At 45.0% G+C, this 15,666-nt stretch carries 12 protein-coding genes; 4 read left to right on the forward strand and 8 right to left on the reverse strand.

Annotation, left to right across the window (positions count from 1 at the left end; genetic code table 11):
* The first annotated feature begins 41 nt into the window (after positions 1–41).
* Complete coding sequence (locus OSCI_RS22715) at positions 42–1,619, forward strand: bifunctional ADP-dependent NAD(P)H-hydrate dehydratase/NAD(P)H-hydrate epimerase (protein ID WP_007357513.1); 1,578 nt, start codon at positions 42–44, stop codon at positions 1,617–1,619.
* Positions 1,620–1,756: 137 nt separating this feature from the next.
* Positions 1,757–2,629 (forward strand): hypothetical protein, encoded by an 873-nt coding sequence (locus OSCI_RS22720; RefSeq protein WP_007357514.1) that lies wholly within the window; start codon positions 1,757–1,759, stop codon positions 2,627–2,629.
* A 1-nt stretch (position 2,630) separates the two neighbouring features.
* On the opposite strand, the gene OSCI_RS22725 is transcribed toward OSCI_RS22720, so the two are convergent.
* The gene (locus tag OSCI_RS22725; protein ID WP_007357515.1) at positions 2,631–3,683 is read right to left on the reverse strand and encodes a hypothetical protein; all 1,053 of its coding nucleotides are present in this window, start codon (positions 3,681–3,683) and stop codon (positions 2,631–2,633) included.
* Between the two features lie 411 nt (positions 3,684–4,094).
* Here OSCI_RS22725 and OSCI_RS22730 point away from each other — a divergent pair, with 411 nt between their 5' ends.
* Positions 4,095–5,414, forward strand: a complete 1,320-nt coding sequence (locus tag OSCI_RS22730) for a glycosyltransferase family 4 protein (protein ID WP_007357517.1) — start codon at positions 4,095–4,097, stop codon at positions 5,412–5,414.
* Positions 5,415–5,560: 146 nt separating this feature from the next.
* Here the strand turns inward: OSCI_RS22730 and OSCI_RS22735 are convergent, their stop codons facing one another.
* From OSCI_RS22735 to OSCI_RS22760, 6 genes are read right to left on the reverse strand one after another with little or no spacing between them, the layout of a single operon-like run.
* On the reverse strand, positions 5,561–6,325 hold the full coding sequence (locus OSCI_RS22735; RefSeq protein WP_007357518.1) for a class I SAM-dependent methyltransferase: 765 nt from the start codon (positions 6,323–6,325) through the stop codon (positions 5,561–5,563).
* Between the two features lie 26 nt (positions 6,326–6,351).
* A complete protein-coding gene (locus tag OSCI_RS22740) occupies positions 6,352–7,632 on the reverse strand; it encodes a glycosyltransferase family 2 protein (protein WP_007357519.1) in 1,281 nt (426 codons plus the stop codon).
* A 38-nt stretch (positions 7,633–7,670) separates the two neighbouring features.
* Entirely contained in the window at positions 7,671–8,654 is a 984-nt protein-coding gene (locus OSCI_RS22745) for a glycosyltransferase (protein ID WP_007357520.1), read from the reverse strand.
* A 57-nt stretch (positions 8,655–8,711) separates the two neighbouring features.
* On the reverse strand, positions 8,712–9,935 hold the full coding sequence (locus tag OSCI_RS22750) for a glycosyltransferase family 2 protein (protein WP_007357521.1): 1,224 nt from the start codon (positions 9,933–9,935) through the stop codon (positions 8,712–8,714).
* Positions 9,936–9,992: 57 nt separating this feature from the next.
* Positions 9,993–11,789 carry an ABC transporter ATP-binding protein gene (locus OSCI_RS22755; RefSeq protein ID WP_007357522.1) on the reverse strand — a complete coding sequence of 599 codons (1,797 nt, stop codon included), beginning with the start codon at positions 11,787–11,789 and terminating at the stop codon, positions 9,993–9,995.
* Positions 11,764–12,978: a glycosyltransferase family 2 protein gene (locus tag OSCI_RS22760; protein WP_007357523.1), complete on the reverse strand. Its 1,215-nt coding sequence runs from the start codon at positions 12,976–12,978 to the stop codon at positions 11,764–11,766. The genes OSCI_RS22755 and OSCI_RS22760 overlap by 26 nt, the downstream gene beginning before the upstream one ends.
* A gap of 805 nt (positions 12,979–13,783) precedes the next feature.
* Here OSCI_RS22760 and OSCI_RS22765 point away from each other — a divergent pair.
* The gene (locus OSCI_RS22765; RefSeq protein WP_007357525.1) at positions 13,784–14,956 is read left to right on the forward strand and encodes a DUF4231 domain-containing protein; all 1,173 of its coding nucleotides are present in this window, start codon (positions 13,784–13,786) and stop codon (positions 14,954–14,956) included.
* A 12-nt stretch (positions 14,957–14,968) separates the two neighbouring features.
* On the opposite strand, the gene OSCI_RS22770 is transcribed toward OSCI_RS22765, so the two are convergent.
* Positions 14,969–15,538 (reverse strand): DUF2059 domain-containing protein, encoded by a 570-nt coding sequence (locus OSCI_RS22770; RefSeq protein ID WP_007357526.1) that lies wholly within the window; start codon positions 15,536–15,538, stop codon positions 14,969–14,971.
* Positions 15,539–15,666 lie beyond the last annotated feature (128 nt).

Consider the following 15,666-nt stretch of genomic DNA (forward strand, 5'->3'; position numbering starts at 1 on the left):
TAACGGTTAACGGTTAGCAAATCGGAATTTTTTTATAAACAATGGCAAATAATATCGAACAATTTGTTGTCAACACTAACCAAATGCGGGAGATTGAAGGACGCATTTTTGCTGCGGGAATGCCAGTGGCAGCTTTGATGGAAAAAGTGGCGGGAAGGATTACTAGACGGGTTCAAGAACTCTTGAAGGCAGGCGTAAAAAATATTAATGATTCTTCTTTGCCGATTATTGGCATATTAGTTGGCCCCGGACATAATGGCGGCGATGCTTTGGTTGTCGCCCGCGAGTTGCACTTCCAAGGCTATCAGGTAATAATCTATTGCCCTTTTGATAAGCTTAAAGATTTAACAGGCTTTCACGCTCAGTATGTTCGCTCTTTAAATATTCCCTATGTTGAGAATATTGAAAGTTTAAAAAAATGCGATTTGCTGATAGATGGCTTGTTTGGCTTTGGCTTAGAACGGGAAATAATCAACCCAGTTGCGGCTGCTATTGATGAAATTAATAGCTGGAAAATACCAATTTTTAGCATCGATCTTCCATCGGGATTACACACGGATACGGGAGCGGTTTTAGGAACAGCTATCCGTGCTACTAATACCTTTTGTTTGGGTTTGTGGAAGTTGGCATTTTTGCAAGACCAAGCTTTAGAATATATTGGCACAGCAGAATTAATTGATTTTGATATCCCGATCGCAGATATAACTGCTGTCCTCGGCGAATCTCCAGCGGTGAAGCGGATTGTGAAAGCATCTGCGATCGCGCACCTGCCCCTCCCCCGCCACCCTGACTCTCACAAATATACAAACGGCCATTTGCTCATAGTCGCAGGTTCCCGCCGTTACAGCGGTGCAGCGATTTTGGCAGCTCTGGGAGCTCGTGCCAGCGGTGTTGGAATGCTCTCCATTGCCGTCCCAGAAAGCGTTAAACTGCTGGTAGCCGCTCAATTGCCGGAAGCGCTAGTTATAGGCTGTCCAGAGACGACAGACGGCGCAATTAGGGAGTTGCCAGTAGGCTTAGATTTCCGTGCTTACAACGCGATCGCAGTCGGCCCTGGCCTCACATCAGAACCCGCACTTATAGTAAAAAGTATATTAGAAAGCGATCGCCCCCTAATCCTAGACGCTGACGGTTTGAATATCCTTGCCCAATTCGGCACAATTCCCACCTTATCAACACGAAAAGCCCCAACAGCGCTCTCGCCACATCCAGGGGAATTTAAGCGTTTATTTCCAGATTTAGCAGATAAAATGGGCGATCGCGTGACAGTGACTCAACAAGCCGCTGAGCTCAGCGGTGCTGTAGTATTATTGAAAGGAGCTAGAGTTTGCATCTCTTGGAAAGATGCGATCGGCAACCTCTCTACCCTAATTAATCCCCAAAGCACTCCCGCCCTCGCTAGAGGCGGTAGCGGGGACGTACTCACAGGTTTGCTAGCAGGACTTTGGGCCCAAGCCGCAGCTAAGAATGAGCCTGTAGAATCATTAGTAGAAACCGCAGTTTGGTGGCACGCACAAGCCGGAATACTTGCAGCCATTGAGCGCACAGAGTTAGGAGTAGACGCTTTTACCTTGACGCAGTATTTAATCCCCGCTCTCCACTACGAGATTAAAGATTAGCCATCAAACTTTCTTGACAAAAAACAGATTCATTTGGTTAAATTAACCAAATATACGATCTGCTGATAAAAAGCATTTAGTTTCAAATAGTTATAAATCCCTATTAAGCGTAATAAATCTATCCCTTCACTACAAAAATGTCTGAATTCCTAACGGGAATTGAAACACACCCTCCAACGGGAAAAGAACAGCCTTTCACGCTGGACTTTGGGAACGGGCAAAAAGCAGATGTCATTGAACTAATGACAGAAGCCATTCCAGTCAACCGTTCAACTGATTTGTCCATTGCTCTCAGTCAAATTGGACTTAAAGGCCCGCGCCCCATATTAGTGCTAGTAGGTGGAGCCAGTGGCATCACCCCAGAGGATATGACCCGCCTGAATTTGTTATTTGTCAAAGTCCTCGCTCCCCTAGCTCAGTCCTTGGGCGCGGCTGTTGTGGACGGTGGCACCGATACCGGTATCATGCAGTTGATGGGCCAATCCCGTGCTGCAACAGGGACAACATTCCCCCTCATCGGCGTGGCTCCCTCTGGAAAAGTAGCCATCCCTTACCCCCATCTCCCCCCAACTAAAGGGACAGCGTTAGAGCCGCATCACACTCATTTCGTGCTAATTCCCGGCGCATCATGGGGAGAAGAATGCCCTTGGATGGCTGATTTAGCAACCCTGTTAGCCGATGGAGAACCATCAGTTACGGTGCTCATTAACGGCGGGAAAGTTACCTGGCGGGATGCTGAGGAAAGCGTGAGAGCGGGACGACCAGTGCTGGTGATTGCTGGTACTGGGCGGACGGCCGATGAATTGGCCAAGGCAATTCGCGCGGAAGCGAGGGAGGAGGGGTTAGAGAGCAGATTGTCACCCGAAATCAGTAGTCAAGAGTTAGGAGAACAAGCCAAAAATTTAGTTGCCTCCGGGCTTTTGCGTGTCGTAGACTTAACAGAGGATAATGATGTTTTAGTTGAAGTCATTAAGGAAATGCTTTCCAGCACAATTAGGGAGAATTTATAGGCTACAGCATGGGAACTGCAAACATTACGTATCGAATGGGGAATCCTTGAGAGGGAACCAGTCCAGCTCTACCATGACCTACTGCTAAGGAGTAAAAACCAAAAACACCACATAATAACAGCATCATCAAAGCTCGCTGTCTCTCAAAACCTTGATGGCGGATAATACCTAAAATGACTATTACGAAAGTAGGAATAAAAATTCCAAAAGCGATCGATATAAAAAAACTCCACGAATAAGCAGAAACGGCTCCGAAACTGTAAGCTAAAAATTTAGCAACTGTTTGGAGTGTCGCTCCTAAACCGGGACTGGGAGGATTCCAAGTGGGACGTTGATAGCCAATAAAATATACACCTATTAAACACAAGGCAATTACTGCCAAGCTAATTGAAATCATACTCGTTCGTCGCTGTTTATCTTGGGAATCGGTAGCGTACCCGTTGACAAATCCACGATAGATGAACCAAGGTGCAAACACCGGGACTAATAACAACCCATTCGCTCCACAAAAGGGAAGTGCAACTAAACTTACTCCAGCAATTACTACTGCTAAAGGCAATGTCAGAGTGGGTTGAAGCACCAAGATAAAGACTATAATATAGGTGAGGGCAGTAGGCAAGACTTGGGTAAACTGCCAACTCCAAAACAGATTAGGCCAATTGCTGAGATTTAATAAAGCGATCGGAAAAAAAGCATCTGCATAGCTGGTTTTCCCCCCTCGTAAAGATCGAGCGACTTGAATGGCAGCGGCAGCCACAAAAGCAACTGTCAAGACATTAAGTACCATCCCTGAACGAAAATCGCCGTTAGTAAACTTGAGCAAAGTTAACAAAATTAGGCGTGGTAAAGGGATGCGATGTTCATTATTCTGCTGCCATAACCAACTAAGTAGGTGGGGTTCATTTCCTGTCAAGGGCTTAACCAAGAACCAATCTTCTGCTATGGGAATATTTCTCCCATAGTTCACTAAACACATAAAAGCAGCGATTACCATTACTAACCACATACCCCATACGAATAGCTGGGCGTTGCGATCTCTGGAAAAAATAAACATAGAAGTATTGTCCTAAGAATAAAACACCAAAAAAACCAGAAAACAAATAAAATTCATTTGTTCTATTTATTGGCAAAATGGCGAATATTTGCGTATTTAATTTTCAAACTTCAATGATATAAAATTACACAAAATTGATAGATGATGTAATAATTTCACAAATTAAACACCTAAAAATTGTTGTTTGGATTCGACTATTCCACTCTGTTAAAGTCCTAATTTTTTTATAACTTGCTACTTTTGTTATGTCAAGTGACTGTTAAGCTTTTACATACTTTTTCTAAAAAAAGCTACAACTATTGCTCTTCAAAGTTAAGTCTATGGTTAAACGGCTACTAAGTCCATAACATTTTTGTAGCTGTAGGATCTAGTTTACTAGATATTATATAAGGATAGTTGATAAAAAAGTAAATGAAGTTTGATAATAGCTCAGTAGAACCAACGATCGCCCTTCTGCATTGGGGCGATTTAATCGAAGATTTTTTAGATACGATTGGGATTTCCTTTGAAGCTTTCTGTAACGAAATAACGGGCGGCTGGATGTTTGGCTACATTGAGGCGCTGCGCCAGGCAGGGGTGCGGACAGTCCTATTCTGTATTTTGGGCAGCGTCAAGGAACCTGTGTACTACACCCACAAAGACACAGGAGCAACAATCTGCGCCCTGCCAGCACCTCAGCTCTACCAAGCTGCCCGCCGCCAGATGGTCAACCCTCAAGGGTGGACGGTTCAGGATATGTTTGGAGAGGTTCGAGGCATTCGCCGCCTGGTGTTGACGGGAGTGAAAAGCGTGGCTCCTTACCTGGCTACACCGTTGGGGTTGCTGTCGCAGGAACTGCGACGGGAAAACTGTCAAGCAATTCTCTGTCAAGAATACGAGTACCCCCGCTTCGACGCTTGCAGTTGGTTGGGATGGCAGATGGGGCTGCCTGTTTTTGCCACGTTTCAGGGGGGCGATTTTCAGGTTAGTCCTTGGGAAGGCTTGTCGCGTCCGATCGCGCTGAAAGCAAGCGCGGGTTTAATTATTGCTTCCCAAACCGAGGTAGAGCGCGTGCAGACTCGCTATGGCGTGCCTGCTGCCAAGATTGCCCGCATTTTTAATCCCCTGGATTTGGAACTGTGGCAGCCAATGGATCGCACTGAAGCTCGACAATTGCTGGGTTTTCCCAGTGAGGCTGAAATTGTCGCCTGTCACGGGCGGATTGATATCCGCCGCAAGGGGCTAGATATTTTACTGGCAGCTTGGCAACGGGTATGTAGCGATCGCCCGGGCCGAGATTTGCGGCTGTTGTTGGTGGGGACTGGCAGCGATGCGGAAGAATTGAGCCAACGGCTTGCTCAGATGCAGCTTCCGGGCATTATTTGGGTGAATGAATATGTGCGCGATCGCGCTTTGATGCGACAGTACCTCTCGGCGGCTGACGTTTATACTCTGGCTTCGCGGCATGAGGGTTTTCCTGTTGCACCACTGGAGGCGATGGCTTGCGGGTTGCCGGTGGTGGCGGCAGATGCACCGGGAGTGCCGGACATTTTTGAAGGGGGCGAAGCTGATGGGGGGCTCGTTGTGCCTCGCGAGGATGCAACCGCTTTGGCAGAGGCGATCGGTCGGGTTTTGGACGATCGAGCTTGGGGGCGAGAATTGGGTAAGCGGGCGCGCATCCGGGTGGAAACTCATTTTTCTCTGGAGGCGATCGGGGTGCAACTGCGGCAATTTTTGTGCGATCGCTCTTGAGCGCAGGTTCCGCAAATCTGACTCGCAACACTAGCAAGGTTTGATAAATCCCAGCCAGAAAAATTCTCTCTACCTAATTTTTCTGGCGCTATAAATGGAAATCAAACTATCAGGAATAGACGGTTAATTAAACCTGATTTGTCTCCCTATTTTTGCCAAACATAAGCAGTTTCTGTCCCCAGTGATTTTGGTTTGTGCAGCCAATAACTCGTCCATGTTAGAGGACTGAGAGCTGTACACAACAATTGGCGCTTCAGAGGAGATAAACGAGAGAAAGCAACATCATGACAAAGCACCGTTAAGGGATTAATAAAAGTCGCATATTTCTGGCAAGGCGAACCTACTAATGCTGTCAAGTCATCCAAGGTATATCCCCGCCGGACATGGCCCCATTCTGCCATCACCTCCGCTTCAGGTGGGCAAAGCGGTTTCATAAATTCATAGTAAGGAAAACGCCAATTTTCGTTAGGAGTGCTAATTAATAAAAATCCTTTAGGTTTGAGCACTCGCAGTGCTTCTGAGATAGCTTTTCGATCGTCAGGAACGTGCTCGATCACGTCGAACATCGTTACTACATCAAAAGATTCATTGTCAAAGGGTAAATTCGTCGCATCACCGCAGATAAAGCGAACTTTTTCCTGTTGATTACAAGGGGCATTTGCATACTTAGGATCGAGGTCAATATTAGTAATCTGCGCTTGCGGATAGAGTAAAGCCGTCAATCCGCCTTGGCCGCCGCCTATTTCTAATACTTCTTTCAAGGGCAGGTCAGGGGCAATTCGGTAAATTGCCCGCATCTTTTCCCGGTAAAAAAATCCTTGCGTTAAGGCGTGAGGAAAAGGGTTACGGGATAAAAAATAACCTAAGTTTTCTTTCTTGACTTCGGTCTTTTGCTGTTCAACGGTTGTCATTCTCTTCTTCTCCTGTTGCTTGAAAATTAATGGTTTTTATTTCCCTGATTTTGCAGGTAAAATTTGACTCCGGCAAAACAGCCGAGGACTTCTGAAAAAAAGGTTCTATTGACTCCTCTAAATCCTGTTAACACTCCCACGATCGATCGCTTGACATAATATCTAGGTAAAGCGATGAAAACCCGACGCAAGTTACCCCAGTGTTTGTAACGTTCAAACTGCACAAAAAGCGCTGCGATATGTCCGCGCATATAGTGATACATTTGATGTTTCAAGCTATCCAGATCGCCTCGGTGGTAGTGGTAAACGACTGCTGTTGGTTCATAGCGACAAAACCAGCCTTCTGCAAGCACTCTATACCAAATTTCTGAGTCTTCACTACACCCAGAAGCGCCTGCTCCCAACCGTTCGTCAAAGTATCCAATTTTATTAAAAAGTTCGCGCCGGAAAGCCATATTTGCCCCTGCACCAATGCGCCAAACGGGGACAGCTAAGGGTTTCATTTCCTCAAAAAATTGAGTATCAAAGGTCGTAGGACGGTATCCCCACCCAAAGCCAGTATGACCTTTTTGGAAAATTAATTGGGCTTCGTTTTCGAGTTCTGCTGGTAGAATCAGTCCGGTCATAGCGACGGTGCGATCGCCACTGAAACTTTGAGCAATTCTGGCAATCCAATCAGGATGAACAATCGTATCATCATCAGTAAAAGCAATAATATTGCCTGTACTATGGCGGATGCCAGTATTGCGGGCCACGCTTAAACCAGGGCGAGGTTCTAAGACATATTTAACCTCTGGTATTTTTTCAACTAATTGTTGCGTAGCATCTGAATTGGGAGCATTGTCAACAACAATAATTTCGTGGGGAGGATGGGATAAGTTTTGGAGCGATCGCAAACATCTCTCTAATTGTTCCGGTCGATTTCTAGTACAGATTATAACAGAAACAGTTTCACTATTTAAGTTTGAAAAGTGCCTATCGAGCTTCATCAGGGGTTGTTCCAAAGCCATGAGAGCTTGGAACTCAGGCGGGCGATCGCGTGTCGGATTCTTGGAAATAACTGGCAAAGCCGCTTTAAAACCTTGTTCTAGCAAATGGCTACCGATGGTAGGGGTAATTGCTTGAACGGCTAAATTAGTCAATTCTGTTGCTGACATTGGCAACTGATCGGCTAAAATCTCCTGTTGACCAAGGGGTATATTATGCCACCAAAACACGGTGTAAATGCCCCCATAACCAGTTATCAAAGGCAAGGAAGGAATGCCTTTACTCAGCTCTACGTTAATAACTTTCCAGGGGTTGCTCACAGAAATTACCTTAAACTAACAATTGATTTATGAGCTGGCTAAACGACTAATTTTGCACGCCCCAATAGCGAACTTCGTTCTTCTGGACTCATGCGAATCATGCGGTTAATTCCGGCCCACTTACCGCGTACAAAACTTTTGTTGATCTCTACTTCTGCCGGATTCATTCGCCCCAAAGCCGCTCTTAAAGATTGAATTACGATATTTTGAGAAGCTTTCACTGCATCCCAAATAAATTTTAACAGCCAATCTCGATAAGAGCCTGACCAGAGAAGAGAATCGCCCAAAACTTGAGAGGTTCCTAGACCATAGTTAATATCTATCAGGTATTGTTGAGAAGTACGCCTAGCGGGAATAAAGTGTTTTAACTTGCAATCAGGAGTGTACCAAAGGTCATATCCAGCGCCATAAATCCGTAAAGCTATTTCTACATCTCCCCCAGATATGAGCTTGGTGCCGATGCGATCGTGAAGTAATGGTTTATCAATCCAACCAGTATGAGTCAGGGCTGCTCTATTAAGAACTAATCCTGCTCCCACTAGGCAAGATTTTTTTTGGGGTTCTGTACCGTGTTCTTGTTGTGCGAAGGAGTAGCCATAATTCAATACATATTTAGGGGGTGGATTTTCCCAATCTAAAATTACTCGACCACCAAAAGCACCGCAGTCAGGATGAGTCGCAGCAAATTTAACAGCTTGCTCCACCCAATCTTCTGCCAGGAAGCAATCGTCATCTACGAAAGCAATCCAATCAGCGGTTGTATTTTGAACACCGTAGTGGCGAGCATAGGTTAATCCTTGCTGTGTTTCTGACCCTGTAGAAAGGTGCGGAATTGTTCCAGAAACTCGATATTTTTCGATAACTTCCTGCGTGTTATCCGTGCAGTTATTATCGACTATTAACACCCTCCACTCTACCTCTGGCGATACTTGCTGTTGAGAAAGGGCTAATAAAGCTTTGTTTAGAAGAAGAGCATTGTTATAAGTACAAATGACGATATCAATGGGCGGAAGCTTATTCATATCTAAGTGTCGTTTCCTACATTCAACGCGAAAAGTTCTGAAGCAAATCTCCTTTTTTTAGGCAAATTGCCGCCGAATCTGCTCGATACGCTTTAAAGAACGGGGGTACTCCCCAAAAAGTCCCACAATACCGCCCCACATTTCAGCTAAAATCATCGCTGGGGGCAAAGGATGACAACCCCTGATACTCTTTTGCAATTCATCCAACTGATAGCCAATCCACCAAAATATCAGCCGAATTAGCTGCGATCGCTTGCCAGGATCTGTCTGATAGGATTTTACCACAAAAGCCATAAAACCTAACCCCCAAGTCCAATACTGGCGGCGCAGTTTTTCATATTCCCGGCGGTGTTGGTGAAACACCAGATAGCGAGGTTCATAAACGAAGGGATACCCAGCACGAACCACTCGATAAAAAATATCTAAATCCCCGCCCCCTGGGAGGGGCGCACCTGTATCAAGTGCATCATCAAATCCCCCTAATTTTAGTAAGACATCGCGGCGAAATGCCATATTGCAACCGGCTCCAAATATGCCAGCACCACAGGGGTATAAGGGGTTATATGGTAAGATTTTGCCATAGCGAATTTTCTCAAAGCCCCGCCGAAAACCTCCCCGACTTTCAAATAAAATTTGGGCTGTAGTTGCTAATTCATAAGGTAGCACTAACCCTGTAAAACCAGCCGCATCGGGATTTTCAGCCCAAGCTTCCATCAAGCCATTTAGCCATTGGCGATCGGGGGTGACATCATCATCCAGAAAAGCTAATATTTCGCCAGTTGCTTCCTGCAATGCACGATTTCGAGCAAAGTCTAAACCAGGTTTTGGTTCTCGAACATAACGCACTTTTGGCAGACCATCTACCAATTCTTTTGTTTTTTCATCAGAAGGTGCATTATCAATGACTAACACTTCAAAGTCAACTTTTTCACCAGAAATAGGTGTTTGTAAATTCAGTAAATGTTCCAGACACCGCGCTACATTATCCACTCGATCTTTGGTACAAATTGCTACTGTCAGCGAGGGAAAAGCATCATCATTTTTGCCAGAATTTAACTCTTCTCTAATCGCTTCCTGAAGTAACTTAGCACCGACCTCTCGCTCGATCGTTTTAGCTAAATCTTCAGGAGAAATGATGCTCTTGCCAGGAAGAGGCTGCATGATGAAACCAACAGCTTTATCTTTACGCCTCACCACTAAGGCAATTCCTGTATCTTCCTCAGAAATTGTCAGAGTTGGGAGGGGCTGTGTTACTTCAATATCAACGATGGGATAAGGCATAACTAATTAACCAAATTACTATTAGTTTTGTACTTAGTTTTGTACTTAGCTTTGTACTTAGTTTTGTACGTTGCGATGTTGCAGGTGATAAAGCTTGGCGAAGAGGCCGTCAAGTTTTAGCAACTGCTGAAGGTTGCCTTGTTCGATCGCTCTGCCATTTTCCATGACAATAATTTTATCGGCATTTTCAATTGTCGATAAGCGGTGAGCAATCACAATAACGGTGCGATTCTGGCTGAGGGTACTGAGGGCCTCCTGAATCAAGTTTTCGGCAATACTATCGAGAGCATTCGTTGCTTCATCTAGAATTAGAATATCCGGGTCGCGGACGATCGCGCGAGCGAGGGCGATGCGCTGCCTTTGTCCGCCAGAAAGCCGAACGCCGCGATCGCCTACTTTCGTGTCATACCCTTCCGGCAGTTGGCTGATAAAATCGTGAGCATTGGCCAGTTTTGCCGCGTCAAAAATTTCTGCCTCCGTTGCTTCTAAACGCCCGTAGGCGATATTATCCTTCACCGTCCCGCTAAAGATATGGACATCTTGGCTGACGATCGCAATCCCCTTGCGCCAGTCGATTAAATTCAGTTCTTTTAAGGGGCAGTCGTCAACATAAATTTCTCCTGATGTTGGCTCATAAAAGCGACACAGTAGGCTGATAATGGTCGATTTTCCCGCACCCGACGGTCCCACTAAAGCAGTGGTTTGGCCGCGTTTTAACTCCAGGGAAACAGCCTCTATTGCCGGCCGATCTTCAGGATTGTAAGTTAAGGAAACTGACTCAAAATAGATCGCCTGCTTTAACTTATCAAAGGGAACGGTACCAGAGCGGATGTAAGGTTTATCAGAAGTGTCTAAAAAAGCCATCACCAGTGCAGCAGAACTGGCGGTAGAAACTAAACCTAGCCTCGCGACATCTAGCTGTTGCACCTGCGGTTGCAAGCGGTAGAGGATGAATAAAAAAGTCAGCAGCGTGGGCATAGCTGACTGGTTTTGCAGGAGTGCGATCGCTAAAATTGCTAGCAGGAGGAGTGCGGAAAAAACTTCATAGAGTGGATTGATCAGTCCTCCCAGGATATCGAGCTGCAAAAAGGTGTTTCGCACTTGCTGGGAAGCGCGATCGAAGCGTTCTTGTTCGTAAGGTTCCCGTCCAAAGGAGCGGATGGCTCTCATTCCCCCTAATCCCTCCCACATACGGACAGCCAACTGAGAATTAGCGTCTACAGCTTGCTCTGCCAGATGCTTGACTCGGCGCGTTACAAACTGGATGAACTGTGAGATCAAAAACAGCGCTATACTAATAATTAATGTGAGTTGCCAAGAGATAAGCAGTAACAGCGTCGCCAGGACAGTAATCGTACAAGCACAGGTAATCAAGTTAACAAATAAACTTAAAGCTTTGCTAGTTTGCCAACTCTCTGTCGCCAAAATATTCATAATCTTTCCCGATTCGCTGCGCTCTAAAAAAGAGTAGCTAACGGTTAAAGTTTGGTTGAAAATTTGGCAGCGCAATCTGTTGCTAATTCGCGAGTTTAACCAAGCAAAAAGCACAGAATTACTATAGACAATCAAGTTTTTGATGATGATGCTGGCTAAAATACAAAATGGGATGATTAAGACGCGGTAGCCAGCAGGGACAGCAACGAATATCTTATTGAGAGAATCAATGAAAGAATTGCCAGTTACAACCTGAGCTTGTTCTTGCTGTAAAGTTTGCAAAAAGGGAATGAATAAGCTAATCCCAAAGCCATCGGAAAGAGAAGCAAGCATACCCAAGGAAATCATTGCCGGGATTGCCCAAGGATATACTTTGAGGAGAGGGAGCAGAGTTCTAATAGCCTGAATTTCTTTTTTCATAAGACAACTCTGCTTTTGCAGGTGGAGTGGCGCTAACGTTCATTGGAGGGAGGATGTCCATCTTTGCTTGATTTCGCTTGACTAGGCGGGAAATTGAGCCGTGAATAATATTCCCAATCGTCACCATCAATGCGATATTTTTGCGCCTACTTTCAACTAGCAAATCCAGGCTGCTGATTTTAATTTCAGCAGAAGTCGGTTCTTGCGCTTTCAGAGGTTTTTCTATAGCCTCCTGAGATTTCCCACGCTGGGATAATAGGTTTAAAAGGCTCTTACTCAATAATCTATAAAAGCTATAGCGCAACAAAGGCGAGATGCACTCAGTTTTTAAAGCTTGGAACAACCAAAATAGTGCGGTGCGATCGCTACCATTCCGGCTGCTTTGGCGTGCTAAATACATTAAAAAATTACTGGTAGACAATCGGTAGAGAAAGTCGGGAATTTCAGGATGCCGTTGCCTGACATCTTGCAGCATTAAGGTGTGAGACTTCGCCATTGCTGTATAATTACTAGACATACTGCTGTACACTTTGCGGTATCCAATTAGGAATTCCGGTACAACTCGGAATTGATAGAATTCTGCCAACCGCAGGTACAGATCCCAATCTTCACAGCCTTGAGCACTCCGTTCTCTGTAGCTGCTGTCATACAGGCCAACTTTCTCCAAGGCAGAACGCCGGAGCATTGAAGCGCTAGCATTGCCTAAAAAATTGTGGCAGACTAGGGTTTCATACACTTCGCCTTCAATCATAAAAGTGTGGATGTCCCCGTTGAGGAACCCCTCTTCGTCAATGTCTATTGTCCACGAATAGACAACTCCTACTTCTTCTCCTCCTTCCAACATACATTGAACTTGTTTTTCGATGTTTTCAGGATACCAAATATCATCAGCATCAATCGGAGCAATATATTCTCCTCTCGAGTGCTCAATTCCTAAGTTGCGAGCAGCAGCGACTCCAGCATTTGACTGTTTCAGGAGTCGGACACGAGAATCTTTTTGGCAAATTTCTTCAACAATTTCAGGGGTTCGATCCTGGGAACCGTCATCAACTACTAAAACTTCAATTGCTGGATAAGTTTGAGCGAGAACAGATTTCAGCGTTTCTTCAATAAATGGTTCAGCGTTGTATGCAGGGATAATGACTGAGACGATAGGCAAATAGGGGGATTTTTGAGAATCTGGCTGCATTGGCTTTTAAGAAGGTTTATCAAAATTTTTGTCCTTTCTAGATTGGCGGCTCTACCTTACACTCATCGCAGTCAGGACTTACACAGTTGGTTGAAGAGACAGCCAAGGAGCCGCTAAGCAAATTTGTAACCTATTCTCAGTTGAAAGTCAATAGTATTATTTTGTGGGTAAATTTATCTAAGGTGATTGCGACGCAATCGCGCTCTCAATTTAATGAGTGTTTAAAGGCAAATGAACTCCGAGAATTGTGAACGCTCAATCTGCTTAAATTTCGAGTCAAACTCACGTTAAAATAGCTCCTAAGCAGGGGGCAGCATTAGCACTATAGGAGATGGTTTATATTAACATATTTTCCACCGAATTTAGATATAAAATTTGTGAGAAAAAGCTAGTTCAGCTCGATCGGTATTCATAGTGGGACTTACAGCAAATTGCAACCAAACGTACCACCGAATGAACTATCTTATTCGCAAATTTACCTAATGCGTTTGTGGTATATCTGATCGCAACTTGCTGTAAAAAGTGCGATCGCCAGCTAACAATTTTTCCAGCCCTTCTTCCCTAGCCCCTAGTCCTGAGCATCGTAGCCCCTTCTTCCCTAGCCCCTAGCCCCTTCTTCCCTAGCCCCTTCTTCCCTAGCCCCTAACTGTCCCAGTTAGCGGTAGTGACTTTCTATCCGTCAGTAAATACGATGAGAATCTGAGTGCTAAAGGCCTGACTTGAGGTTTGTGGCTAATCGGAAATCTAAAATCTAAAATCTAAAATCTACGGATATCTGCGAGCATACCAGGGGGAGCAACAAACAATGTTTAAAAAGAAATCTTCTGCTTCTTATAGCGATCGCTTCAAGAGAGATATGTCCGACATCATTGACCAACTGGATCTAAACGAGTTCCAGAAAAAATCAATGAAATCCCGCTGGCTAGATCAACTAAATTGGCTCTCAGGTAAGGCAAAACATTCTCAGAAATGGTACTACCGTCTGCGTCTGACCACAATTGTTGGCGGGGTGGTCATTCCAGCACTCGTGAGTCTGAACATCGCCGATAGTAAAACGAGAGAATATGCTATTTGGTTTACCTTCGGCGTTAGCCAAATGGTAGCGATCAGCGCTGCAATCGATGAGTTTTTTCATTATGGCGACCTTCGGATTCAGTACCGCAAAACCGCTGAAGCTCTGAAAGCAGAGGGCTGGCAATTTTTTCAACTCACTGGGCCTTATCAAGATGTTAGCAGTCATAACCAGGCTTACGTTCAATTTTCTGGTCGGGTGGAAAGCATTATCCAGAATGATGTACAAGGTTTCACAGAATTGTTGAAGCAGAAGCAAGAGGAAGAGAAGCAAAAAGCTGAAGCCAAAAAAGCTGATGCTGTTTTACCTACTGGTTATGCTCCTACTTTCGGGAGTACAAATGGTTTACCCGCTTCTAGTTCGGCTGGAACTTGGCAAGGGCCAGCAACTCGGTCAGCACCTCCGAGTCGCCAAATTGCCTCAGATTCGAGGACTCAAAGCAATGGAGAGGACTTGTCTGGAGGCTTCGACAGAGGTAGTTTGAGGCAACCTGGCCGTCGAATGGTTCCACCAGATCCCCTTTCTGAAAATGATTTAGAGGAATTGTCGGAAAGTTTTGACGGAGGTGGTTTGAGGCAACCTGGTCGCCCTATGGCCGCCGATCCGCTTTCTGAAAGTAATGGAGAGGAATTGTCGGGAAGTTTTGACAAAGGTGGCTGGAGACAACCTGGCAGAATGGCTGCCGATCCTCTTTTTGAAAGCGATGAGGAAGATTTGCAGGTAAGCTTGGATACCAGTGGCTTGACTCCTCCGGGCAGGCCGATTGCTAGTGAGCCAATGCCAGAAGGGAATGTAGACAGGGGAAGAGCTAGTGGAGGCAGAGGGCCTGTAACTTCTTCTGAGGATGCGATCGCACCCACTGCTGTACCAGATCGGTATCGGGAGCGATCGAGAGCTCATAATTAATTAACAGTTTAATTATTTGTTGTTAATTGTCGGCATTTTTCCGATTTCCTCTTCAACTATTTCTTTCATGATTTCCATCAATTCTGGCAATAGTTTTTGATTGAATTGTTGCATAGACTCGGCAAAAAGTTGAGGCATGACTTGAATTGTTTTTTGTCCCGTTGAACTGCGATAAAACGCTATCAAGTCTTTGAGTTCGTTTTCAGTAAAATATTTAGCATACACGGAGTAACTAACTTCCTGTACATATTGAGCCAGATTAATTTTCTGGGGCAATATTTCTCGGTATCGGCTGATGACCCTCCTGGCCATTTCCAGGCTTTCCTGCTGTAAATCAGCATTTGTTTCTGCCGATGTACTTTTCAAGGTGTTAGCAATAATAGTTGGCAACTGTTGTTCTAACTGAGCTAACATTAAGTCCATCATTTGGTTAAGGTTTTTGTCAGCTTCAGTAATGGTTAAAAGCTCTTGAATTAAAACCCGTTTCTCTGGCGGAATCATCTCATTAGCCAGCACGCCTCCCACTGGTAAGAAGAAGATGAACCCGGAGATACTGAGCGCAATCGTTAATTTCTTAAGCATATTTTTATAACCTACGAAGTTGATTTTTTTTCTGTACTTAGGTTGCTGGCTCTGTTGAACGCCTGCGATCGCGCCGCAGTAGCAGCATCAGTTAAACTATAGCAACCTTCTTGGCAGTTAAGATGTTG

It is taken from the genome of Kamptonema sp. PCC 6506 (assembly GCF_000180455.1).
Classification (GTDB): Bacteria; Cyanobacteriota; Cyanobacteriia; order Cyanobacteriales; family Microcoleaceae; genus Kamptonema; species Kamptonema formosum.

Bases quoted from the DNA above. Each gene is read 5' to 3' on its own strand.
- OSCI_RS22720 (WP_007357514.1), top strand. From the start codon at position 1,757: ATGTCTGAATTCCTAACGGGAATTGAAACACACCCTCCAACGGGAAAA.
- OSCI_RS22725 (WP_007357515.1), bottom strand. From the start codon at position 3,683: ATGTTTATTTTTTCCAGAGATCGCAACGCCCAGCTATTCGTATGGGGT.
- OSCI_RS22730 (WP_007357517.1), top strand. From the start codon at position 4,095: ATGAAGTTTGATAATAGCTCAGTAGAACCAACGATCGCCCTTCTGCAT.
- OSCI_RS22745 (WP_007357520.1), bottom strand. From the start codon at position 8,654: ATGAATAAGCTTCCGCCCATTGATATCGTCATTTGTACTTATAACAAT.
- OSCI_RS22715 (WP_007357513.1), top strand. From the start codon at position 42: ATGGCAAATAATATCGAACAATTTGTTGTCAACACTAACCAAATGCGG.
- OSCI_RS22760 (WP_007357523.1), bottom strand. From the start codon at position 12,978: ATGCAGCCAGATTCTCAAAAATCCCCCTATTTGCCTATCGTCTCAGTC.
- OSCI_RS22750 (WP_007357521.1), bottom strand. From the start codon at position 9,935: ATGCCTTATCCCATCGTTGATATTGAAGTAACACAGCCCCTCCCAACT.
- OSCI_RS22755 (WP_007357522.1), bottom strand. From the start codon at position 11,789: ATGAAAAAAGAAATTCAGGCTATTAGAACTCTGCTCCCTCTCCTCAAA.
- OSCI_RS22765 (WP_007357525.1), top strand. From the start codon at position 13,784: ATGTTTAAAAAGAAATCTTCTGCTTCTTATAGCGATCGCTTCAAGAGA.
- OSCI_RS22770 (WP_007357526.1), bottom strand. From the start codon at position 15,538: ATGCTTAAGAAATTAACGATTGCGCTCAGTATCTCCGGGTTCATCTTC.
- OSCI_RS22735 (WP_007357518.1), bottom strand. From the start codon at position 6,325: ATGACAACCGTTGAACAGCAAAAGACCGAAGTCAAGAAAGAAAACTTA.